Here is a 22201-nt window from a genome sequence, read left to right as displayed (position 1 = left end):
GGGGTCAAGCGACGGCTACGACGTCGAGAATCCGCTGCACCACCCGATCCTGATCGATGCCGGCGGCTTCGGCTTCAAACGACAGAATGATGCGGTGACGCAACACGTCGAACAGCACCGCCTGAATGTCTTCCGGGCTGACGAAGTCGCGCCCGGCCAGCCAGGCGTGGGCCCGGGCGCAGCGGTCAAGGGCGATCGAGCCGCGTGGGCTGGCGCCATAGGCGATCCACTCGGCCATTTCCGGGTCGAACTTGGCCGGGGTGCGCGTGGCCATGACCAGTTGCACCAGGTATTCCTCCACGGCGTCGGCCATGTACAGACCGAGGATTTCCTTGCGCGCAGCGAAGATCGCCTGCTGGCTGACCCGGCGTTCCGGTTTGGTTTCGCCATTCAGCGCTTCGCCACGGGCCTGCTGCAGGATCCGGCGTTCGACGGCGGCATCCGGGAAGCCGATCTTCACGTGCATCAGGAAGCGGTCGAGCTGCGCTTCGGGCAACGGGTAGGTGCCTTCCTGCTCGATCGGGTTCTGCGTCGCCATCACCAGAAACAGCGGCGACAGCTCGTAAGTGCTGCGCCCGACACTGACCTGACGTTCGGCCATGGCTTCGAGCAGCGCCGATTGCACCTTGGCCGGGGCGCGGTTGATTTCGTCCGCCAGCACCAGGTTGTGGAAGATCGGCCCTTGCTGGAACACGAAACTGCCGGTTTCCGGACGATAGATCTCGGTGCCGGTGATGTCGGCCGGCAGCAGATCCGGGGTGAACTGGATGCGATGGAACTGGGCTTCGATGCCCTCGGCGAGTTCTTTGATCGCTTTGGTCTTGGCCAGACCCGGAGCGCCCTCGACCAGCATATGGCCGTCGGCGAGCAGGGCGATGAGCAAACGCTCGATGAGTTTTTCCTGGCCGAGAATCTGCGTTGAAAGAAAGGTTCGCAGCGCCAGCAGCGCTTCACGATGTTCCATCGGTGACTGTTCCTGGAAAGGGTGGCCGCAGGCGTTCGGATAACGCCGGGGCTGGGGGCGTTACTTTAATCCATCGAGGGGGGCGGCGACTAACGGCATTTTGCGCAAAGTGCGGGAAATGACTGGGGGATTTGTTGGAATTTTGTAGCCGGAGAAAGGTGCAGTGTTCTTTCGGACGCCTTCGCGAGCAGGCTCGCTCCCACATTTGAACGGCGTACACCCGTCAAAGTGGGAGCGAGCCTGCTCGCGAAGGGGGCAGTCCAGACAACGTCAAATTTCGCCTCATCGCTGGCAAGCCAGCTCCCACAGGTATTAGAGGTGCGAATGCGATCGGCCACTGTGGGAGCTGGCTTGCCAGCGATGAGGCCAGTCCAGCCAGCATCAAATCTGGCTGATATAGGTCCCGGTGCCATCCAGGATGTTCTTCAGGGTTTCTTCAACTTCAGCCAGATCAACCATGTCCGGGTTGAAGGTGATCTCCAGCACATCATCGCCATTCAACGCATCGGCATCTGCCGCAGCGATTTCGATCTTCAGCAGGGTCTTGGACAGGGTGACTTTCACGCCGTCGAGCGTCGAAGGCTCGCCATCCAGGGTGATCTCCAGCTCGTCCTCGTCCGGGTAGCGGCTCATCAGAAACATGTCGCCCTTGTCGCTATGGCAGCAGAGCATGGCCATGTTGTCTTCTTCGTCGTCGCACGGGTTGACGATCAGTAGGGCGGTGGTCATTTGCATGGGGGAATTCCTGGCCGAGGGGCGCTAAGTGCAATCGAAAGCGCGATTTTGCCAGCCTTGGCGCATTTGCGCTGCTCTCTTGCGTGGGTTGCTTTGTTGATGCCTGCAACAAGAGGGTGCGTGAAACCTGGCGGAATCAATGAACAAGGAAAATTCCGACAGATGAATTCTGGGTTGAGGGTTGAAATTTCCGAGGACGCCGCAGGAAAAATTACTTGTTTGGACTTGGCAGCCGTTTTCTGCTTTTTCGCTTGTTTTATCGCCACGATTGTCATTATTTTGCGGTTCGAACGCAAAGGAGTGCGTCATCTCAAACCGAAAAAAGGGACCTCTTTCAATGCATCCGTATTTCGAACGCGCTGAGGAAATTGCACACCTGTCCGACGATCAGATCGAGCAGATTTATCAGCGATATCTGGACGGGGAAAAAAGCGCTGCGCTTCTGGTCGAGTATCAGATCCCTGCCACTGTTCGCAGCTTGCTCAAGGTTTTGCCGCCGATTGTCAGTCAGGATCTGAAGTGCCCTTATTGCGATGTGCCGATGTGGGTACGTCGGCACGCCCGGGGCACTCCGGTCTCGCAGCGTCATCCTTACAAGTGCATAAGGTGCGAGCACCGATACTCAGCATCCGCCCGCCATGGCCGACGCATGGCGTGTACTTGCCAGGCATGTTGCCAGGCTCATCAGCAACAATTGGCGGCGCAGGCCGAGCGTGATCGACGCGAACTTGAATCGCGCTTCGGTGTACCGAGTCCCGCGGTGCCGTATTCGACCCTTGGGTTTGTGCAGAAGCTGACGTTGCTGGCCTTGCTTGACGATGGCAATGCCAACCATCCCGAATGGATCGCGCCGTTGAGCGCGACATCCCGAAGCGAACATCTGGCACCGAGCGTCGAGGCCAGCGAGGAAAGATTGAAGAGTCTGCACGAGGCTGGCGTGTTAACGGTCGCGACGAGCTCTGATATCAGGGCCTTCGATCGCACTGAGGGTTGCAGTATCAGTGACTATTGCGCAGTGCGCTGGCAGCCTAATGTGGCACTCGGCGGAGTTGCGCGCTGTAATCGGGAAAGTCTGTACCTGACGCTCTATCAGGAGTTATCCGGCGAGATTCAGGTCGCCTGGAAGAGTGAACTCTACGGGCTGATTTTCGATCTGGCCCGAGAAGAATCGCTTCAATACATCCGTGTGCTGGCCAACGAAGTCAGTTTTTCGTTCACGGCCGAGGCGCGTGCCGAAACGGTTGTGGGGCAACTCCTGCAGGATTTTTCCGTAAGCCAGCTCTACTACTTCGCCCGCCTGGCAGTAAAAAACGCTGCGCACTTCTACGCCACCGGCAACTCCAAAGGTCGCAATCATGCGTCCAACACCATCCCGCGCAACATGCTCGGGACCGCTCAGGACGCCCTGACTCGGAACTGGCGCAAAAACGCACACCGCGATTCGCGGGTACCGCAATCGGCGTTGCATCGGTTGTTGTATGACGTAGTGCTCAAGGACAGCGGTGCCGGGTTTTCCAAGTCGCCGGGAATGTATTGGCGCGATGAACTGGTGCCGCAGTTCTTCTCCCGTGCAGCTTTTGACAGCGACCTGCTCGGTCATTTGAGGCTGTTTTGCCGAGAGTGTGATTCCAGCAATATCGACGCCAGCATGGATAAATTGATCCTGAAAACCATGTGTTACGACTGTGCCACCGTGAGCAAATTCAGGGCTTTCGAGGAGCTGCCTGACTGATGTTGATGGTGGGGGGCTAAGCGGCCCAGGAAAAGGGAAGGCATAAGCTCAATGTGGCTGCTTTCCTTTTTTTCTTCGAGGTGGTTCCTGAGGATGTTGCCTTGAATCTTTTTTGAGTTCTGAGGGCTGTTTTCTAAAGTGCATGATTGTGCGGTAAGGAACGTAAAACAGGAGCTGAAAAAGAATCGGGGGGAGTAAGAACACGAAAAGAAAAACTCCTGAAGAGTACGTTGAATAGAATAGAAAATTCTGACCCATGATCCTCAGTTTTGAGTCGCGGCTCATGAGGTCGGTGGAGTTTAAATAAGCTTCATAGGTGAAGGTAGAGCAAAATAAAAGCAGGACAATGAGCGATAAGGAATATTTTATGAGTGAGAGTTTGTTTGCTCTTTCAAATATCTGGTCGGATATTTTTAAGCATCTGTACAGGAATATTAAGCTGAATATTGGCGCAAATACCGCAATGTAATTCGTGGTTATCCTGGAGCTTAGAGGGAGTTTGGACGACCAGAAGCCGATGTTTTCGATCAGATAGTTTTGTAGAGCAGAATCGAGCAGCATAGGATGGTGCTCGTTAATGATTGGAACTATCAGGTTGATGAGGAGGATCGGCGCCAGCATGGATATAAAACATGCGGTTGATATGGATGGCTCAGGAGTGTTTTGCACCGTGTAATCCTTGTTGGGTGGCCGGCTCAATTAATTGAACCGGCGGGCAGAGTATTAATGCGCTGGCGTCGTTTCAACTAGCGTGAAAATCGTGTCATTTATCTTTTCTACGGTTTTGGCATCGAGTAAAGCGGCAACGCCAGCCACGAGGAGGCCGGTAGCGACTACAGCAATTACGGGTGGAAACGAAAAAGCAGCTAGCACTGGTGGTGCTATGAGAGCGACCAGCAACCCTGCTCCGGCTCCTGCGGCAATGCTTTCGAATTCGAGTAACAGGGGTTTCCAGTTTCCATCCTGAAAACCGATGATTGCCTTTTCCACAACAGAATGCACCTGCACGATTTTTCCGGTTACGCCAAATCCTTTGGCGAGCCGATTGACACTGTCCATGTAGGTCGCCTTGTCCAGCGCGTTCAGTGCGTCGACAACCGCACGGGTATCCTGCGGGCTGAGCCTTGCATTCGGGTTGGTTCGCACCTGCTCGAACGTTCGCAGCGCCTCGTTGTAGCTCCTGATCTTTTTCCCTGATACATCCTTTTGAAGATCCATCACCACTTGATGCAGCTTGACGCCGTATTTCTCGAGGATGAATTTGTTCGCGTCGGCGACGTAAGCCACCGCGCGTTTGTAGTCATCAATACGTTTGGCCTCCGCTTCGGCAGCGATCCGCTGTTTTTCTTCCTCCAGTCGCAGAGCAGCCTGAAGCGCCTGCTCTTGTCTTTGCGCCTCTTCAGCTTGTCGCGCCGCTTCGGCGGCCTGCTGTTGGGCGAGGGCCTCGGCCTGTCGCCGAGCTATTTCGGCATACAGTCTGGTCTGGCGGTCTTGAAGATTTGCGATTTGTTCGTTCAGAAGCATGGCGTCGTAAGTGGCTTGTAACTTCGCATATTGTTGCGACGTTTTAATATCCCTTAATTTTTGCTGCAGCTCGGTGTTTTTTTGAAAAAGTAATTCATTGACAATATTGGTGGCTTTGTTTAGCCATGTATCGGGAGTAGGGTGGGTCAGCGGTGGGTGCCTGCTGTCTATAATATTCAACTCAGTTTGCAAGCCTTGCTCTAAATTGTGCTTTTTTTCCAGATAGTCACTTTCTATCGCCAGTGTGAGCCCATGCATCGGGTTGCCCAGCGGATAGTTCTTGAGAATATCTCCGCGAATGGTGCCAGGGTTCAAATTGATAATTTCCCAAGAGCCATCGCCGTAGATTATCGTTGTCGGAAGTTCAAGTTGTCGCATGTGATGATTCCTTTCTTTGATGGAGACCCGTTCCGTGGGTCAGGTTGACAAATGATGTCTGGTTTTTTATGGGGTGCGCTTATATAGATAGCACTGCAGATTTTTGCGTTCAAATCGTGCTGTAGGAATTCGGTCTTCAAATTATGTGAGACATTTCTTGTCAGTTTGTAAGCATTCTTTAGTGTGTTTCTACTTGTTGTTTTTATTGGTTTTTTTAGTGCGAACAATCGAAGGCTGTGTAAGCTTTGGCTGGGTGATTTTCCAAGGAGGAAAGGTGTGGCAGGAACGAATTTCAGGTAATCGGTCATTTCAGGTGCGCTTGCCTGTTGAACGGCCACCTGAAGCGCGAGAATTCTCTTTGGCTGCTAATGTTTACCGGTGCGCGGGCCCGCGTTTACGTGCCAATGACCGAATATGTCGCAGCACCGCAAGCAGACACATTGTCGCACCCATTAAGCTGCGCAACGGATGAGCACCCGTAAAGACATTGTCGGCGGCCTCGACAGTCGTTTTTGCAGATGCCCATTCAATGGAAGGTGAATGTGACCTGAGTGTCTCGTCCAGCTTCACCCACCTGTCCCCCTGTTTCCTCTGCCCGAGAATCAGGAACAGGGCGACACAAGCCCCGCAAGGGGTGTTGCACGCGACGCTTTCCATCAATAACAAGCTTAAGCGGAGTACCACAGATGGCGTTCTTCACCGCAGCCAGCAAAGCCGACTTCCAGCACCAACTGCAAGCGGCACTGGCGCAGCACATCAGTGAACAGGCACTGCCACAAGTGGCGCTGTTCGCTGAACAATTCTTCGGCATCATTTCCCTGGACGAGCTGACTCAACGTCGCCTCTCCGACCTCGCTGGCTGTACTCTTTCCGCGTGGCGCCTGCTTGAGCGCTTCGATCACGCGCAACCGCAAGTGCGCGTCTACAACCCTGATTACGAACGCCACGGCTGGCAATCGACCCACACCGCTGTCGAGGTCCTGCACCACGACCTGCCGTTCCTGGTCGACTCGGTCCGCACCGAGCTGAACCGCCGCGGCTACAGCATCCACACCCTGCAGACCACCGTGCTCAGCGTACGCCGTGGCAGCAAGGGCGAGCTGCTGGAAATCCTGCCCAAGGGCAGCACCGGCGAAGGCGTGCTGCACGAGTCGCTGATGTACCTGGAAATCGACCGCTGCGCCAACGCGGCCGAACTGAATGTGCTGAGCAAAGAGCTGGAGCAGGTGCTCGGTGAAGTGCGCGTCGCGGTCGCTGATTTCGAGCCGATGAAGGCCAAGGTGCAGGAGATCCTCACCAAGCTCGATAACAGCGCATTCGCCGTCGATGCCGACGAAAAGACCGAAATCAAGAGCTTCCTGGAATGGCTGGTGGGCAACCACTTCACCTTCCTCGGCTACGAAGAGTTCACCGTTGTCGATCAGGCCGATGGCGGCCATATCGAATACGACCAGAACTCCTTCCTCGGTCTGACCAAACTGCTGCGCACCGGTCTGACCAACGAAGACCGGCACATCGAAGACTACGCAGTGAACTACCTGCGCGAACCGACCCTGCTGTCGTTCGCCAAGGCTGCGCACCCGAGCCGCGTACACCGTCCGGCCTACCCGGACTACGTGTCGATCCGTGAAATCGACGCCGACGGTAAAGTCATCAAGGAACACCGCTTCATGGGCCTGTACACCTCCTCGGTGTATGGCGAGAGCGTGCGGGTCATTCCGTTCATCCGTCGCAAGGTCGAAGAAATCGAACGCCGCTCCGGCTTCCAGTCCAAGGCTCACCTGGGCAAGGAACTGGCGCAGGTACTCGAAGTGCTGCCGCGTGACGACCTGTTCCAGACCCCGGTCGACGAACTGTTCAGCACCGTGATGTCGATCGTGCAGATCCAGGAACGCAACAAGATCCGCGTGTTCCTGCGCAAAGACCCGTACGGTCGCTTCTGCTACTGCCTGGCCTACGTACCGCGCGACATCTATTCCACCGAAGTGCGCCAGAAGATCCAGCAGGTGCTGATGGAGCGCCTGAAGGCCACCGACTGCGAGTTCTGGACCTTCTTCTCCGAGTCCGTACTGGCTCGCGTGCAGTTGATCCTGCGTGTTGATCCGAAGAACCGCATCGACATCGATCCGCTGCTGCTGGAAAAAGAAGTGGTACAGGCCTGCCGCAGCTGGCAGGACGACTACGCCGCACTGACCGTCGAAAGCTTCGGCGAAGCCCACGGCACCAACGTGCTGGCGGATTTTCCGAAAGGCTTCCCGGCGGGTTACCGCGAGCGTTTCGCGGCGCACTCGGCTGTGGTCGACATGCAGCACCTGCTGAGCCTGAACGAAAAAAATCCGCTGGTGATGAGCTTCTATCAGCCGCTGGGCCAGGTGTCCGGTCAGCGCGAGCTGCATTGTAAGCTGTACCACGCCGACACCCCGCTGGCACTGTCCGACGTCTTGCCGATTCTGGAAAACCTCGGTCTGCGCGTGCTGGGTGAGTTCCCGTACCGTCTGCGCCACACCAACGGTCGCGAGTTCTGGATTCATGACTTCGCGTTCACTGCGGCGGAAGGTCTGGAGCTGGATATCCAGCAACTCAACGACACCCTGCAGGACGCATTCGTCCACATCGTCCGTGGCGATGCCGAGAACGATGCGTTCAACCGTCTGGTGCTGACCGCCGGTCTGCCATGGCGCGACGTGGCGCTGCTGCGTGCCTACGCGCGTTACCTGAAGCAGATCCGACTGGGCTTCGACCTGGGTTACATCGCCAGCACCCTGAACAACCACACCGACATCGCTCGCGAGCTGACCCGGTTGTTCAAGACCCGTTTCTACCTGGCGCGCAAGCTGGGCAGCGATGATCTGGAAGACAAGCAACAGCGTCTGGAACAAGCGATTCTGACCGCACTGGACGACGTTCAGGTGCTCAACGAAGACCGCATCCTGCGTCGTTACCTGGACCTGATCAAAGCCACCCTGCGCACCAACTTCTATCAGACTGATGCCAACGGCCAGAACAAGTCGTACTTCAGCTTCAAGTTCAACCCGCACGCGATCCCTGAGCTGCCGAAGCCGGTACCGAAGTTCGAAATCTTCGTTTACTCACCACGCGTCGAAGGCGTGCACCTGCGCTTCGGTAACGTGGCGCGCGGTGGTCTGCGCTGGTCCGACCGTGAAGAAGACTTCCGTACCGAAGTCCTCGGCCTGGTAAAAGCCCAGCAAGTGAAGAACTCGGTCATCGTGCCAGTGGGTGCGAAGGGCGGCTTCCTGCCGCGTCGCCTGCCACTGGGCGGCAGCCGTGACGAGATCGCGGCCGAAGGCATCGCCTGCTACCGCATCTTCATTTCCGGTCTGCTGGACATCACCGACAACCTGAAAGACGGCGCGCTGGTGCCGCCGGCCAACGTCGTGCGTCATGACGACGATGACCCGTACCTGGTGGTGGCCGCGGACAAGGGCACTGCGACCTTCTCCGACATCGCCAACGGCATCGCCATCGACTACGGCTTCTGGCTGGGTGACGCGTTCGCCTCCGGTGGTTCCGCCGGTTACGACCACAAGAAAATGGGCATCACCGCCAAGGGCGCGTGGGTCGGCGTACAGCGCCACTTCCGCGAGCGCGGCATCAATGTCCAGGAAGACAGCATCACTGTGGTCGGCGTGGGTGACATGGCCGGTGACGTATTCGGCAACGGCCTGTTGATGTCCGACAAGCTGCAACTGGTTGCCGCGTTCAACCACATGCACATCTTCATCGATCCGAACCCGAACCCGGCGACCAGCTTCGTCGAGCGTCAGCGCATGTTCGACCTGCCGCGTTCGGCCTGGACCGACTACGACACCAGCATCATGTCCGAAGGCGGCGGCATCTTCTCGCGCAGCGCGAAGAGCATCGCCATCTCGCCGCAGATGAAAGAACGCTTCGACATCAAGGCCGACAAGCTGACCCCGACCGAACTGCTGAACGCCTTGCTCAAGGCACCGGTGGATCTGCTGTGGAACGGCGGTATTGGTACTTACGTCAAGGCCAGCAGCGAAAGCCATGCCGACGTGGGCGACAAGGCCAACGACGCACTGCGGGTGAACGGCAACGAGCTGCGCTGCAAAGTGGTGGGCGAGGGCGGTAACCTCGGCATGACCCAACTGGGTCGTGTGGAATTCGGTCTGAATGGCGGCGGTTCCAACACCGACTTCATCGACAACGCCGGTGGCGTGGACTGCTCCGACCACGAAGTGAACATCAAGATCCTGCTGAACGAAGTGGTTCAGGCCGGCGACATGACCGACAAGCAACGCAACCAGTTGCTGGCGAGCATGACCGACGAAGTCGGTGGTCTGGTGCTGGGCAACAACTACAAGCAGACTCAGGCTCTGTCCCTGGCGGCGCGTCGTGCCTACGAGCGCATTGCCGAGTACAAGCGTCTGATGAGCGATCTGGAAGGCCGTGGCAAGCTGGACCGTGCCATCGAGTTCCTGCCGACCGAAGAGCAGATCAACGAGCGCGTTGCGGCAGGCCATGGCCTGACCCGTCCCGAGCTGTCCGTGCTGATCTCGTACAGCAAGATCGACCTCAAGGAACAGCTGCTGAACTCGCTGGTACCGGACGACGACTACCTGACCCGCGACATGGAGACGGCGTTCCCGCCGACTCTGGTCAGCAAGTTTTCCGAAGCCATGCGTCGTCACCGTCTGAAGCGCGAGATCGTCAGCACCCAGATCGCCAACGATCTGGTCAACCACATGGGCATCACCTTCGTTCAGCGACTCAAAGAGTCGACCGGCATGAGCCCGGCGAACGTGGCTGGCGCCTACGTGATCGTGCGTGACATCTTCCACCTCCCGCACTGGTTCCGTCAGATCGAAGCGCTGGACTATCAGGTCTCCGCTGACGTGCAACTGGAGCTGATGGACGAGCTGATGCGTCTGGGCCGCCGTGCCACACGCTGGTTCTTGCGTGCCCGTCGCAACGAGCAGAACGCTGCCCGTGACGTCGCGCACTTTGGTCCGCACCTCAAGGAGCTGGGTCTGAAGCTCGACGAACTGCTGAGCGGCGAAATCCGTGAAAACTGGCAGGCGCGTTATCAGGCTTACGTCGCGGCCGGTGTGCCGGAGTTGCTGGCGCGTATGGTGGCGGGTACCTCGCACCTGTACACCCTGCTGCCGATCATCGAAGCGTCCGACGTCACTGGCCAGGATCCGGCAGAAGTGGCCAAGGCCTACTTCGCCGTGGGCAGTGCGCTGGACATCACCTGGTACCTGCAACAGATCAGCGCGCTGCCGGTTGAAAACAACTGGCAGGCCCTGGCCCGTGAAGCGTTCCGTGACGATGTGGACTGGCAGCAACGTGCGATCACCATCTCTGTCCTGCAACAGGGCGACGGCACTCAGGACGTGGAAGCACGCCTGGCGCTGTGGATGGCACAGCACGAAAGCATGATCGAGCGCTGGCGCGCCATGCTGGTGGAAATCCGTGCTGCGAGCGGCACTGACTACGCCATGTATGCAGTAGCCAACCGTGAACTGCTTGACCTCGCGTTGAGCGGGCAGGCGGTGGTGCCTGCGGCTGCTGCGAATGCCGAGCTTGAACTGGCCTGAGTAGTGGTTGAATGAAGAAGCCCCGGTGTCGTGAGATGCCGGGGCTTTTTTATGTCTGAATTTTGTGTTGATTAATCTGGCCTCATCGCTGGCAAGCCAGCTCCCACAGGTTTCTCGGGTGTTCACAGAATTTGTGCTCACTGCAGATCCCTGTGGGAGCTGGCTTGCCAGCGATGAGGGCCTTACTTTCAATACAAGTCAGGTGCTTGTTTGTTATCCAGCATCGACACTTTCTCTGTCGGCCTGGTCAATAAATTACTCAGCGATTGATCAAACTTCTGCAACGCCCGAACTTGCACCTCCTGCTGTTGATTAATATCAGCGACGATCTCTTCCGAACGTTTGAAGTCCGCCCAAACCGGTGTCAGTTCTTTGGCCTCCGAACCTTTCGCCGTGCCGATGTAATTCAACTTCGCATCATAGAAGTCCGCACTGACATCGGCCTTAATGTCGGAGCTGCGCGAGGTAATCAACTGGCTGTGGGCGTCGACGATCGCCACCACATCGGGGTGCGCCGCGCGCAGGCTCTGCATGTCCGGGTACACCGTCACCGAGCCGAACTGCCGTTGCAGCGAGGCCTTGACCCAGTCCACGGCCATGTCCGGTTTCGAGGTGTTGACGTAGGCGTCGTGGATCGGCTGCACCAGCAGGCTCTGGCCGAAACCGGTGCCGGCGTTGGCCTGATAGTCACGCAGATATTCACGGTTGGTCTGGGTACTCGGGCTGTAGACCACGCCCAGTGACACGCCGGGACCGCTTTGCACCTGGGCGGCGCTGCTGCGGCCGACCGGTTGGGTGAACAGGGTATCGAGGGACGACACCGCTTTCGGCGCGGTGGGTACTGAACAGGCGGACAAGGCTAAAACCGATATCGCCAGGCTACTGGCAAAGGCAAGTTTCATGGTGAGTCTCCCGTGAAGCAACTTCAGTCGGAAAGTCAGCGTTGTCGCGGCTGTGGGTGACGGGCGCACGACAGTTGACTCAGACTAAACCCGCCAACCTGTAAATAAGCTGACAATTTTTCCAGTTATGGCGATGCATTAGTTTTATTGGCTTTAAGGCAAATCGGTTAATTGCCTCGGGAAATAAAAAGGCGCAAAACAGTGTTTTGCGCCTTTTTATTTATGGCTGTGCCAACAACCATCAGTTTTTCAAGGGGATCAGTACTTGCTCGTCCGGGGCTAACACCATGAATACCAGCAACTTCGCCGGTTTGCTGTTGCTGGCGTTTTTTGACACCAGATGTTCGGAGCCGGCCGGTTCGTACCAGAACTGGCCTTTCTTGTAGGTGATCGGCTGTTCGCCCTTGACCTGGGAAATCACTTCGCCTTCGAGCACGTAGGCCATGGCGGTGCCGTCGTGTTTGTGGGCGATCGAGGATTGGCCGGGTTTGTAGTCGACTTCGATCATCATGGCTTTCTTGCCGGGGGCGTTCTTCAGCATCTGGTCTTGCAGGACGGTGACTTTTTCCGACGGGTCGTGAGCCAGGGCGGCGGCAGACATGGACAGGGCGAGAACGGCGGTGAAGAGGTGCAGGGCTTTCATGGTGGATCACCTGTGGGAGGGGGTGGTGACCACAGTAGTCTGCGGGGTGGGGTATTCAAACGGCCAATATTCGGGAAGATCGGGTGACCAATCTGGGGGATATCAGCGCTTTCGAATACGCCATCGCTGGCAAGCCAGGCTCCCACAGGTTCTGCTGTCGTTCATATGATTGTTAACAACACGAAACCCTGTGGGAGTCTGGCTTGCCAGCGATGGCGTCAGTAAGTCAAATGATCGGAAAGGAGTTGAAATCCACACTATTGGCCAGACGGCTATCGATCAGGTCAATAAACCCCTGCGCTTCGGGCCGGTTGAAGTGCGCCTGCATCGCCGCTTCCGACTGCCAGCGTGCACTCACCGTCCAGCGCTGGCTGTCCTCGGGGCAGCGGTCGACCATGTAGGCGTCGCAGCCCGGTGTCTGGCGCAGGGTGTCGACGATCTTCTGCAACTGTCGGCCGAGTTCTTCCGAACGCCCGGCGGCGGCGCGCACCTGGACGGTGTTGATCACTTCGTTAGACATTGCTCACACTCCTGAATCAGGCCGGACGAATCCTGCTCATTGAGGGATAACGCCCGTGCAGAATAGGCCTGCACCTGCTGATCACCAATAACCAATCGGCGGTTAATCGCCCAGACCAATCATTCACGCCACTTGTTGCAGAATGTCGCGCAGGCGATCCAGAGCGGTGTCGATATCGAGGGTTTCAATGGCGCCGAAGCCGAAGTACAGACCGCTCTTCACCGGTTGCCGGTAATGGAATCCGTCGATGGAATACAGCCCGACCTCGACTTTTTTCGCCAGTTCGATCACCAGCGGCAGGTCGATCGGCACCTTGCACAGCACCGCCATGTGGAACCCGGCACTGGGCGGTATCGCTTCCAGCCAGGGCGACAGATCCGTGGCCATGCGCGCCAGAATCCGTTCACGGCGCTGGGCGTAAATCGTATGGCAACGGCGGATGTGCTTGAGCAGGCAACCTTCGGCGATGAACTTGGCCAGCGCCCATTGCGGCAGGGTCGAGGCGTGCAGGTCGGTGAGTTGTTTGGCGCGGATCACCGCCTCGAGAATCGCCGGCGGCAGGATCGCGTAACCCAGGCGCAACTCCGGCAGCAGGGTCTTGGAGAAGGTGCCGACGTAGGCAACGATGCCGCGCTGATCGAGGCTGAACAGTGAGTCCGTAGGCCGCCCTTCGTAGCGGAACTCGCTGTCGTAGTCGTCCTCGATGATGATCGCGCCTAGCTCATAAGCCCTGGCGAGTAAGGCCTCGCGGCGCGCCTGGCTCATCGGCATGCCCAGCGGGAACTGGTGCGACGGCGTGACATAAATCATCCGCGTGCCCTCGGGAATCTGCTCGACCACAATCCCCTCGGCATCCACCGGGATTCCGACCACCTCGGCGCCGTGGGTGCCGAACAGCAGGCGCGCGGGCGGATAACCCGGGTCTTCCATCGCCACTCGACTACCGGGGCTGATCAGCACGCGGGTGATCAAGTCCAGCGCCTGTTGCGCGCCGTTGCACACCACGATGTCCTCGTCCTGACAGTTGATCCCGCGCGAAAACGCGATGTGCCGGGCAATCGCATTGCGCAGCGCCGGCAGGCCTTCGGGCACGCTGTAGAAACCTTTGGAGCCGGCCATCTGGCGCATCGCGTGCGACACGCAGCGGCGCCAGTCGTCATGCGGGAACTGGCCCTTGCTGGTGGCGCCGCCGATGAAGTCGTAGCGCAGCGAGCCTTCCAGCGACGGGTGGCGCAAGAACACCGGCAGGTTGCGCCAGCGCTCGATCACCTCGGCGCTGGCCAGTTCGGTGTGGCTTTGCTTGCGCTGAATCTGCGCCGGGCGGGCGTTGACGTAGGTGCCTTTGCCGATCACCCCGGTGAGGAAATTTTCGTAAGTCAGCTGCGCGTAGGTGTCGGAAATGGTCTTGCGCGAGATCCCCAGTTGCTCGGCCAGCAGACGGCTGGGCGGCAACTGCGTGCCGGCGGCCAGGCGCCCGGACTCGATGGCGCCGCGCAACTGGTTGTATAGCTGGCCGGCGAGGTCCTTGCGGCCATTGATCACGACGTGAAGTTCCATACCGACGCGGCTCCGGGGGGGCGATTGAAGTGTCGGCCAGATTAACGCTGTTGCGTGAATGGCAGTAGTTGCCTACCCGAAAAACTCCAAATTGGTCACTAACCCATGTGGGAGCGAGCCTGCTCGCGAATGCGGTGTGTCATTCAAAAATGGGCTGACTGACCTGACGCCTTCGCGAGCAGGCTCGCTCCCACAGGGGATCTATGTAGAGGAAGAGGGCAGTGGTGTAGCGATATTCCGTGGAATTGGGGCTGTAACGCCGGCAGTTCTGCGCTTACCGTGAACTCATCACTCCGCTTCCCGAGAGCTGCCATGTCCCCGCGTCTGGACTACTACAACGCATCGCCCAAGGCGATGAAAGCGATGATCGCCATGGAGGCGCTGACCAGCGACCTGAGCATCGAGGCGCCGCTGTTGCAACTGATCAGGATCCGCGCCTCGCAGCTCAACGGCTGCGCGTTCTGCACCGACATGCACTCGGTGGACGCGCGGCGGGCCGGGGAGAGTGAGCGGCGTTTGTATGCGATCGCGGTGTGGCGCGACAGCGGCTTTTTCAATCCGCGTGAGCGGGCGGCGTTGGCCTGGGCCGAGGCGGTGACGTTGTTGGCCGGGAGTCATGTGCCGGACGATGTTTATCAGTTGGCCAAAGCGCAGTTCAGTGAGGCCGAACTGGTGGATCTGACCATGGCCGTCACCACCATCAACAGCTGGAATCGCCTGGCGGTAAGTTTCCGCCAAACCCCGAGCGATTGACGTGCATACCCTGTAATTGGGGTATTTCTAGTGATTGAGGTATTCCTTGTGGTGAGGGGATTTATCCCCGATGGCCTGCGCAGCAGGCCTATAACAATCCGACGCGGGTCCTTCAGATAAACCGAGTCAGCGGGATTGACGACTGCTGCGCAGCCGATCGGGAATAAATCCCCTCGCCACAGGTGTGTTTCCCCTTCCTCTAGGTGTGTGAGTTTCTTAGCCTCAGGTGTTTGATTCATTTATTGGTTAATGGGGATGTTCCGTTATTGGCGGGTGGGCGTTGTGGTTTGACTGAGGTGCCGAAGGTGTTGCCCATGCGTGTTCCAGTTGCGGCCGGGGTTGCGAGGCCAACCTGATTCGGTGGCCGTTTGTTCACCGGCACATTCAGCGCCTCCTGATTCTTCTGCGCAGCCGCAGCACCCTCGGGGTTGTTACCCATCTGCTGACTCAAACAATCGTAATTCGGCGCCTTGTAGCCACCCACCGTCACCTCCACACAGCCCAGCGGCTGCTCGGCGTGGGCGCTGGCGAAGGCGCTCAGCAGCAGCCCGCCGAGGGCGAATTTCCACAGTGATTTCATGCAAGCCTCCTGGCCGGCCCGAAGCGGCCGTTCTCTGTATGGAGTCTAGTGCAAGCCTTGCGCGAATCCCGTGATGGTTTTTTTGCACCGCCCGTCACACCAGATTCATAAACAGCCATCAGGATGACGGTTTTCAGGGGTACGTCAGCCGTGCAGCGAGGCAGTTCCAGGGACGGTCTTCAGCGTTCAGCGACTCTCGTGCGCCGGGTGAGTCTGGGGCTGCTGCTTGGCTGGTTCAGCGGCGGGGCGACAGCCGAACCGGTGCCGGCGGACTTGCGTATGACGCTGCACATTCCGGCGCAGGATCTGGCCCGGGCGCTGGATCAGTACAGCCACGCCACGGGCGTTGCGGTGCTGGTCGACAGCCAGTTGAGTCGTGGCCGGCGCTCGTTGGCGGTCGATGGCGAATACACCGCTGCCGATGCGCTGCGCCGTTTGCTCGGCGGCAGCGGCCTGATGGCGCGTTATGCCCGCGACGATGCGTTCACCCTGCAAGTGGCGCAGGTCGAGGACGTGCCATCGGCCCTGGAGAAGTCCACGCCGGCAAGCGCCGCCGTGAGTCGCAGTTACGCCACCGCGGTGCAAGCGGCGATCGAGCGCAACCTGTGCCGTTCGCCGCTGACCCGTCCGGGCAGTTATCGCGCGGTGTTGCAGGTCTGGGTCGGGCGCGACGGCGTGGTGCAGCACAACCGGTTGGTCACCACCACCGGTGATGTACGGCGCGATACCGCGCTGGTGGAGAGCTTTCGCAATCTCAGGATCGACCGGCCGACGCCCAGCGCGTTGCGTCAGCCGGTCACGTTGCTGTTGTTACCGGAGTCGTCAGGGAAACGCATGGAATGCACCAAATGGGAAGGAGTTTCCGGGGGATGAAAGACACCGGACAAGGTTCGATGGTCCAGCTGTTCCTGACGTCCTACGAGGACTTTCGGGTGCGCTTGCGCCGCCGTCTCGGCTCGGAAGACCTGGCCAACGACGTGCTGCACGAAACCTACCTGCGGGTCGACCGCATGGAAACGCCGCCGAACCTGCTGCGGCCCAATGCCTATCTCTATCGCATGGCCCTGAACATCGCCGCCGACCGCCGTCAGGCCGATGCGCGCCTGCTCACCGGCGAGGAAGTCGAAGAGCTGCTGCAAATCGGCGACGAGGCGCTGGACCCGGCGCGGGTGGTCGGTGGGCAAAAGGAAATTCAGTCGCTGCTCAGCGCCCTTTACGAGCTGCCCGCACGGCGTCGCAGAATCTTCATCGCGGCGCGGCTGGAGGAGGCGCCGCACCTGGAAATCTCCCAGCGCTTCGGCATTTCCACGCGCATGGTCGAGAAGGAAATCAAAGCTGCATTGGGCTTCTGCGCGGCGAAACTGGAAAGAAAAGTGTTTCAGCGGTTCGGTCGCGGGGCCGGAAAACCGTCATCTGAATAGTGCCCGATCAATTCGTTGAGAATTTGCGCGTTTGAACATCTTTCGACTGACACCTGCCAAGCCATCGGCGGCCGACAATCTGCACAGCGAAGCCCACGACTGGTTGGTCCTGCTGACCTCCGGCCGCGCCACCGTGGCCGACGCCCGCGCGTTACGCCAGTGGTGCGCGCAGAGCGCCGAACATGCCCAGGCTTTCGAGCAGGCCAAGGTGTTGTGGCACAACCTGCAGCCTGCCGCTGAAATGCTGCAATCGCCTCGGCGCTTCGGTCGCCGGGCATTTCTCGGTGGTGCCATCGCTGCATCGGCGGCGTTCCTGCTGGTGCGCGGCACGATTCCGGGTGGCTTCGAAGGGCTCGGCGCCGATTACATCACCGAAGTCGGCCAGCAGAAGCGTTTTGAACCGGCCGACGGCGTGCGCCTGGAACTTAACACCCAGACCCGCATCAACCAGCGTTCTGGCGATGATGGCGTGCAAGGTTTTGAGCTGGTCAGCGGTGAGGTTGAAGTGCAGACCGCGCGGCTGCCATTGGCGATGCAGGCCGGGGGAGGGTGGTTACGGGCGAGCCAAGCGCGGTTCAATTTGCGCAACACCGATCAACAGGTCTGCGTGACGTGCCTCGATGGTTCGGTGGACGTCAATGTCGATGGCCGCAGCCTGCGTTTGCAGCCGGGTGAGCAACTGACCTACGACGCGCAGCAAGTGGGCGCAGTGCAAAGCGTCGACACCGCAGCAGTGATGAACTGGCGCCAACAGGTACTGGTATTCAACGGCGCGACCCTCAGCCAGATGATCGACGAGATCAACCGCTACCGCCCCGGCATGTTGCTGCTGCTCAACCGCGAACTCGGCCAACGCCGCGTCCAGGCCCGCTTCAACCTCGACCAACTCGCCGGCGTTGCGCTGCTGATTCGCGACGCCTACGGCGTCAAATGCACCGAACTACCCGGCGGAGTAGTCGTCCTCAGCTGACCCCAATCCCACCAACCCCACCACCCCTGTGGGAGCTGGCTTGCCAGCGATGACGCCCTAACAGCCAACCACCCTCCAACTGACCAAACCCAATCCAACTGTGGGAGCGAGCCCGACCTTCCAGCCAACTCATCTCTCTCAGACTGCATACCATCCACTTGTAGGAGTGAGCCCGCCCGCGATGACGGCCCGACAGCCGACCAATATCTACCAGCTGCACTCAGTCTATGTGGGAGCTGGCTTGCCAGCGATGGCGGCCTACCAGCCACCCCCCTCCATCTGACCAAACCCAATCCAACTGTGGGAGCGGGCTTGCTCGCGAAGGCGTCCACTCAGCCAAATCATCATCAACTGACCCACTGCATTCGCGAGCAAGCCCGCTCCCACAGGTTTTTGCAGTGATGCTAGCTACTGCAGCGGCCCCATCACCTGCCGATACCGCTCCACCCCCTGCGCCGTCTCCCGCGTCAACCGCACCTCCAACCCCAACGGATCCTCCCGCCGATTGCCACTCAACTGCCGCCAACCCTTATCCACCTCCCAAACCCGCACCTGCACATCACTCACCCCATCCAACACCGCCACCCCAGCCCCCGGCGCCGGCAACGGATAACGACTGCGCGCCTCAGCCACCGCCCGATACAACGTATCCCCCTTGACCCACCACCGCACCCGCTGCAAAGCCCCAGGCTGATCCGGCGCACTGCGAATAATATCCAGCCGAAACCCCTTGCTGTCACTGCTCCGCACCGTCAGCGCAGGTGGTGCACTCGGCGGCTCATCATCCACGCCAACCTTCTTCGGCTCACTCAACTCCACACCCGCACGCATCTCCACATCACGCTGCAACTGATTCAACGCCCGCAACAAACGGTCGCTCTGCTCACTGCTCGCCTGCAAATGACTGTCCGCCCGCGTCTCACTGTCCAGCCCGCGCCAGGCAATCAAACTGACCACCGCCATCAACAGAATCGCAACCATCACCTCGATCAGGGTAAAGCCCCGTTGGTCGTTCATTGCACACTGATCCTTCCACTGGCATCACGCAGCACACTCAGCCGATTCAGCCCATCAGACAGGGTCAATTGCAGCGGCGGATTGATCCACTCGGCGTTAAGCACAACCTTCTGCTTCGGCTCCACCCGCACCTCCAGCTTCGGACTCTGCCAGGTGCGCGGCCGCAATTGCGGGTCATCCTTGAAATGCTCAAAACCCCGACCACCGTCACCGCGCCGACTGAACCGAAAGCCCTTGCCATCACTCACCCAAACAATCGGCCGACCATCCGCCCGCGCCTCCGCCTGCGCCACCTGCAGCAACTGCGCCACCCGCTCGGCATCCTTGCGCAGCAACTGCAGTGGATCCGGCTTGATACTCAGACTGATCGCCGCACTGGCAATCCCGATAATCACCAGCACCACCATCAGCTCGATCAGCGTAAAGCCCTGTTGCTTGCCCACCTTCATCGGTTGCGCGCTCCGTTGCGTCCTGCCCCGTCCAAAAAAGCATCCTGCACGGCCAACATGTAAGACGTGTGAAATAAAACCGTGAGAATTGCCGCGTAGCCTGTCAGCAGGGACAAAAAGGAGATTCAGCCCATGATGCTCGCCACCCGCATATCCCCCCCGCAAACCGTCCAGGCCCTCGCACTGCTCGCCGCCCTGATCGGCGTCGCGACCTGGTCGTCGCTACTCCTGACCTCCGCCGAATCGCATACCCCACCAGCGCCCCCACAAATGCTCGCGGCGCGCAGTGATAGCCCGGCGTTGCAGTGGTTTTCCAACCAGACGGCGCCGGTGGATATCAAGGTGAGCGGGGTGATGGCGGGGAGTCGCGGAGCGGTGGCGATTTTGAGTTTGAACGATGGACAGCCGAGGAGTTTTTTGCAGGGGGAGAGGGTGGGGCCTGGGGTGAAGTTGGTGGCGGTGGAGGGGGATGGGGTGGTGATTGAGCAGGGGGGGGAGAGGGTAAGGTTGGGGGTGGAGAGGTTGGGGGAGGGGGTGGTTTTGCCGAAGTTAACTCGGCCCTGATTAGCAGGGTTTTCGACCAGAAGCGGAGCGCCAGGAATGTTTCATTCGGAGACTTCTTCATGATGGCGTATTGACTCCTCGCCCGAACTAATGCAAAGATCCCGTCATGCCCCTAGGGGGTGAACGGGTGCCCTAAAGCTCTGGATTTAGCTATCAGAGAGATGTGCGGTAGAAGTAGAGAAAGCCTCGAAACTGCTGGATTTAGCGATTTATTTTTGCGTGGTTGCATCCGTGGGAAAAAAGCTCAGCATTCGTGTTGGGCTTTTTTTTTGATTGAATGAGAGGGATCTATGATATTAGAAAAACAACTGCTCAAATTTATCCAAGCTGAGGCAGAGAAACTAAGTGATCGCCACCATGCGTATCACAATTCAGTGAATTTGGAGTTTGAGCGTAAATCTAAGAGATTGTTGGATCCAGGGAAAAAGGTCGTTACGTTGCCACCTCACTGGTCCGAAGATAAAAAATTTAACCCTTTTCACGTAAATAAAAATCGAAAAAAAATTGCTCACTCCATAGCAAAAAAAATACTTTTAGGTACATATATTCCAAACTCTCCTGCCTCCATGAAGGTTCGTAAACCATCAGGGGGGTATCGCACGGTATCAATTTATCAAATTCCAGATGCTGCGGTGTCATCTCTATTTTATCATCAGCTTCTTAGAAAAAATAAACATAGATTAAGCTCCTTTGCGTACGCGTATAGAGATGATCGTAATGCTCACTTTGCAATTCAGGATATCTCTTTGGAACTTGGGCAAGCCCCAAGGATATTTGTTGCAGAGTTCGATTTCTCTAAATTTTTCGACAATATTCGGCATGATTATCTTTTTGAGCAGTTTGACCAGAACGGATTTTCAATCAGTGAAAGTGAACGTAAAGTAATTCAAGCATTTCTTGGGCCTTCCGGTAAAGGGATACCTCAAGGTACGTCAATTTCGTTGTTTTTAGCGAATTTAGTTTGCTGGAATCTCGACAAGAAACTTGAGCTTGCGGGGTTGAGATTCGCTCGTTATGCGGATGATACAATTATTTGGGCAAACGACTATCAAAAAATTAACATCGCTTACGATATTATTTACAGGTTTTCCGCGGAAACCGGCGTAGCTATCAATTTAGAAAAATCCGAAGGTATAAGTTTACTTTGTCCTAAGGATCATAAGAGCGAGTTTGCGCAGTGTAAGGATTCTGTAGATTTCTTAGGGTATACACTCTCGAAAGAGAAAATATCAATAAAAGAAAAGTCTGTCCTAAAAATAAAAAAAGAAATTAGCTATATATTATATAAGCATTTGATTCAGCCGCTAAAATCCTCGGTGCTTAAGTCTCTGAGTATCCCGGCGAACAATAAAGATGTTGATCTTCTACGAGCAGTATCTGAGATACGTAGATTTTTATATGGGGATTTAACTGATGAAATGATATCTAATTATATAAATGGAGCTAGTAGTCGAATATTTTTCAAAGGTACAATGAGTTTCTATCCTCTACTCAATGATGAGATGCAACTCCGTCAATTAGATACGTGGTTGGTTTTGGCGATTTTTAAATCTATTAAGCTTCGAAAGAAACTACTGGCAAGGCACGGATACAACAGAGCGCACTCATCTCCATTTAATATACGAAAAAGAGATATCGCTTCAACGTTGCGTAGGCAGAAAGATGGCGGGAAGAAAAAATTGCAGATACCAAGCTTTTTCTTCATTTATCAGGCGTTAAGAAAGGGGTTGTCTGATATGGGTGTTGAGGGTGTCATGAATCCGAAATCAAATATGTATAATTATTAAGTCATTAGTTTGGCGTGGAAATATTTAGCCTAAGGACTTGATGAGGTATGATTTTTATGCCGATATTTCCAGTTGTAACTGACCATATCGGCAATTTCCTTTCGTCTGCTAGGAGAAGGGCTA

General features: G+C 57.3%; 18 protein-coding genes. 8 read left to right on the top strand and 10 right to left on the bottom strand.

From position 1 onward, the window contains the following. Positions 1 to 4 precede the first annotated feature (4 nt). On the bottom strand, positions 5 to 964 hold the full coding sequence (locus ACOYXG_RS14960; RefSeq protein WP_003218556.1) for an AAA family ATPase: 960 nt from the start codon (positions 962 to 964) through the stop codon (positions 5 to 7). Between the two features lie 381 nt (positions 965 to 1345). After that, complete coding sequence (locus ACOYXG_RS14955) at positions 1346 to 1699, bottom strand: hypothetical protein (protein WP_011334588.1); 354 nt, start codon at positions 1697 to 1699, stop codon at positions 1346 to 1348. Between the two features lie 337 nt (positions 1700 to 2036). Between ACOYXG_RS14955 and ACOYXG_RS14950 the strand changes: the two genes are divergently transcribed. Continuing rightward, positions 2037 to 3431 carry a hypothetical protein gene (locus ACOYXG_RS14950; protein ID WP_460352520.1) on the top strand — a complete coding sequence of 465 codons (1395 nt, stop codon included), beginning with the start codon at positions 2037 to 2039 and terminating at the stop codon, positions 3429 to 3431. Between the two features lie 723 nt (positions 3432 to 4154). Here the strand turns inward: ACOYXG_RS14950 and ACOYXG_RS14945 are convergent. Beyond that, entirely contained in the window at positions 4155 to 5333 is a 1179-nt protein-coding gene (locus tag ACOYXG_RS14945) for a colicin-like pore-forming protein (RefSeq protein ID WP_460352518.1), read from the bottom strand. A gap of 686 nt (positions 5334 to 6019) precedes the next feature. Here ACOYXG_RS14945 and ACOYXG_RS14940 point away from each other — a divergent pair. After that, a complete protein-coding gene (locus ACOYXG_RS14940; protein WP_460352516.1) occupies positions 6020 to 10915 on the top strand; it encodes an NAD-glutamate dehydrogenase in 4896 nt (1631 codons plus the stop codon). A 188-nt stretch (positions 10916 to 11103) separates the two neighbouring features. Here ACOYXG_RS14940 and ACOYXG_RS14935 read toward each other — a convergent pair whose 3' ends face one another. From ACOYXG_RS14935 to pdxR, 4 genes are all read right to left on the bottom strand, one after another. Then, the gene (locus ACOYXG_RS14935; RefSeq protein WP_460352514.1) at positions 11104 to 11817 is read right to left on the bottom strand and encodes an ATPase; all 714 of its coding nucleotides are present in this window, start codon (positions 11815 to 11817) and stop codon (positions 11104 to 11106) included. A 241-nt stretch (positions 11818 to 12058) separates the two neighbouring features. Then, entirely contained in the window at positions 12059 to 12460 is a 402-nt protein-coding gene (locus ACOYXG_RS14930; RefSeq protein WP_115989607.1) for a cupin domain-containing protein, read from the bottom strand. A gap of 226 nt (positions 12461 to 12686) precedes the next feature. After that, positions 12687 to 12980, bottom strand: coding sequence for a putative quinol monooxygenase (locus ACOYXG_RS14925; RefSeq protein ID WP_096797255.1), 294 nt, complete (start codon positions 12978 to 12980; stop codon positions 12687 to 12689). Between the two features lie 123 nt (positions 12981 to 13103). Further along, positions 13104 to 14537, bottom strand: coding sequence for a MocR-like pyridoxine biosynthesis transcription factor PdxR (gene pdxR, locus ACOYXG_RS14920; RefSeq protein WP_460352511.1), 1434 nt, complete (start codon positions 14535 to 14537; stop codon positions 13104 to 13106). A 312-nt stretch (positions 14538 to 14849) separates the two neighbouring features. On the opposite strand from pdxR, the gene ACOYXG_RS14915 reads away from it, so the two are divergent. Next, positions 14850 to 15290 (top strand): carboxymuconolactone decarboxylase family protein, encoded by a 441-nt coding sequence (locus ACOYXG_RS14915; RefSeq protein WP_460352509.1) that lies wholly within the window; start codon positions 14850 to 14852, stop codon positions 15288 to 15290. Positions 15291 to 15525: 235 nt separating this feature from the next. Here ACOYXG_RS14915 and ACOYXG_RS14910 read toward each other — a convergent pair whose 3' ends face one another. Then, a complete protein-coding gene (locus tag ACOYXG_RS14910; RefSeq protein WP_096797252.1) occupies positions 15526 to 15870 on the bottom strand; it encodes a hypothetical protein in 345 nt (114 codons plus the stop codon). A gap of 207 nt (positions 15871 to 16077) precedes the next feature. On the opposite strand from ACOYXG_RS14910, the gene ACOYXG_RS14905 reads away from it, so the two are divergent. The 3 genes from ACOYXG_RS14905 to ACOYXG_RS14895 are packed head-to-tail and all read left to right on the top strand — an operon-like array spanning position 16078 to position 18261. After that, entirely contained in the window at positions 16078 to 16743 is a 666-nt protein-coding gene (locus tag ACOYXG_RS14905) for a secretin and TonB N-terminal domain-containing protein (protein ID WP_460352507.1), read from the top strand. Continuing rightward, the gene (locus ACOYXG_RS14900) at positions 16740 to 17291 is read left to right on the top strand and encodes an RNA polymerase sigma factor (RefSeq protein ID WP_027613107.1); all 552 of its coding nucleotides are present in this window, start codon (positions 16740 to 16742) and stop codon (positions 17289 to 17291) included. Before ACOYXG_RS14905 ends, ACOYXG_RS14900 begins: the two co-directional genes overlap by 4 nt. 31 nt (positions 17292 to 17322) lie before the next feature. Beyond that, complete coding sequence (locus ACOYXG_RS14895; RefSeq protein WP_460352505.1) at positions 17323 to 18261, top strand: FecR family protein; 939 nt, start codon at positions 17323 to 17325, stop codon at positions 18259 to 18261. 408 nt (positions 18262 to 18669) lie between these two features. On the opposite strand, the gene ACOYXG_RS14890 is transcribed toward ACOYXG_RS14895, so the two are convergent. Both ACOYXG_RS14890 and gspH read right to left on the bottom strand, forming a co-directional pair. Then, a complete protein-coding gene (locus ACOYXG_RS14890; protein ID WP_460352503.1) occupies positions 18670 to 19278 on the bottom strand; it encodes a prepilin-type N-terminal cleavage/methylation domain-containing protein in 609 nt (202 codons plus the stop codon). Continuing rightward, positions 19275 to 19727, bottom strand: a complete 453-nt coding sequence (gene gspH / locus ACOYXG_RS14885) for a type II secretion system minor pseudopilin GspH (protein WP_047293930.1) — start codon at positions 19725 to 19727, stop codon at positions 19275 to 19277. Before gspH ends, ACOYXG_RS14890 begins: the two co-directional genes overlap by 4 nt. 132 nt (positions 19728 to 19859) lie before the next feature. Here gspH and ACOYXG_RS14880 point away from each other — a divergent pair, with 132 nt between their 5' ends. Both ACOYXG_RS14880 and ACOYXG_RS14875 read left to right on the top strand, forming a co-directional pair. After that, positions 19860 to 20291, top strand: a complete 432-nt coding sequence (locus ACOYXG_RS14880; protein ID WP_460352501.1) for a type II secretion system protein N — start codon at positions 19860 to 19862, stop codon at positions 20289 to 20291. 290 nt (positions 20292 to 20581) lie between these two features. Next, positions 20582 to 22078, top strand: coding sequence for a reverse transcriptase domain-containing protein (locus ACOYXG_RS14875; protein ID WP_460352499.1), 1497 nt, complete (start codon positions 20582 to 20584; stop codon positions 22076 to 22078). Positions 22079 to 22201: the final 123 nt, after the last annotated feature.

It is taken from the genome of Pseudomonas sp. G3-39 (genome assembly GCF_054790485.1).
The sequence above is the reverse complement of the archived record's forward strand: the minus strand, read 5'-3'. Positions and strand labels throughout refer to the sequence as shown.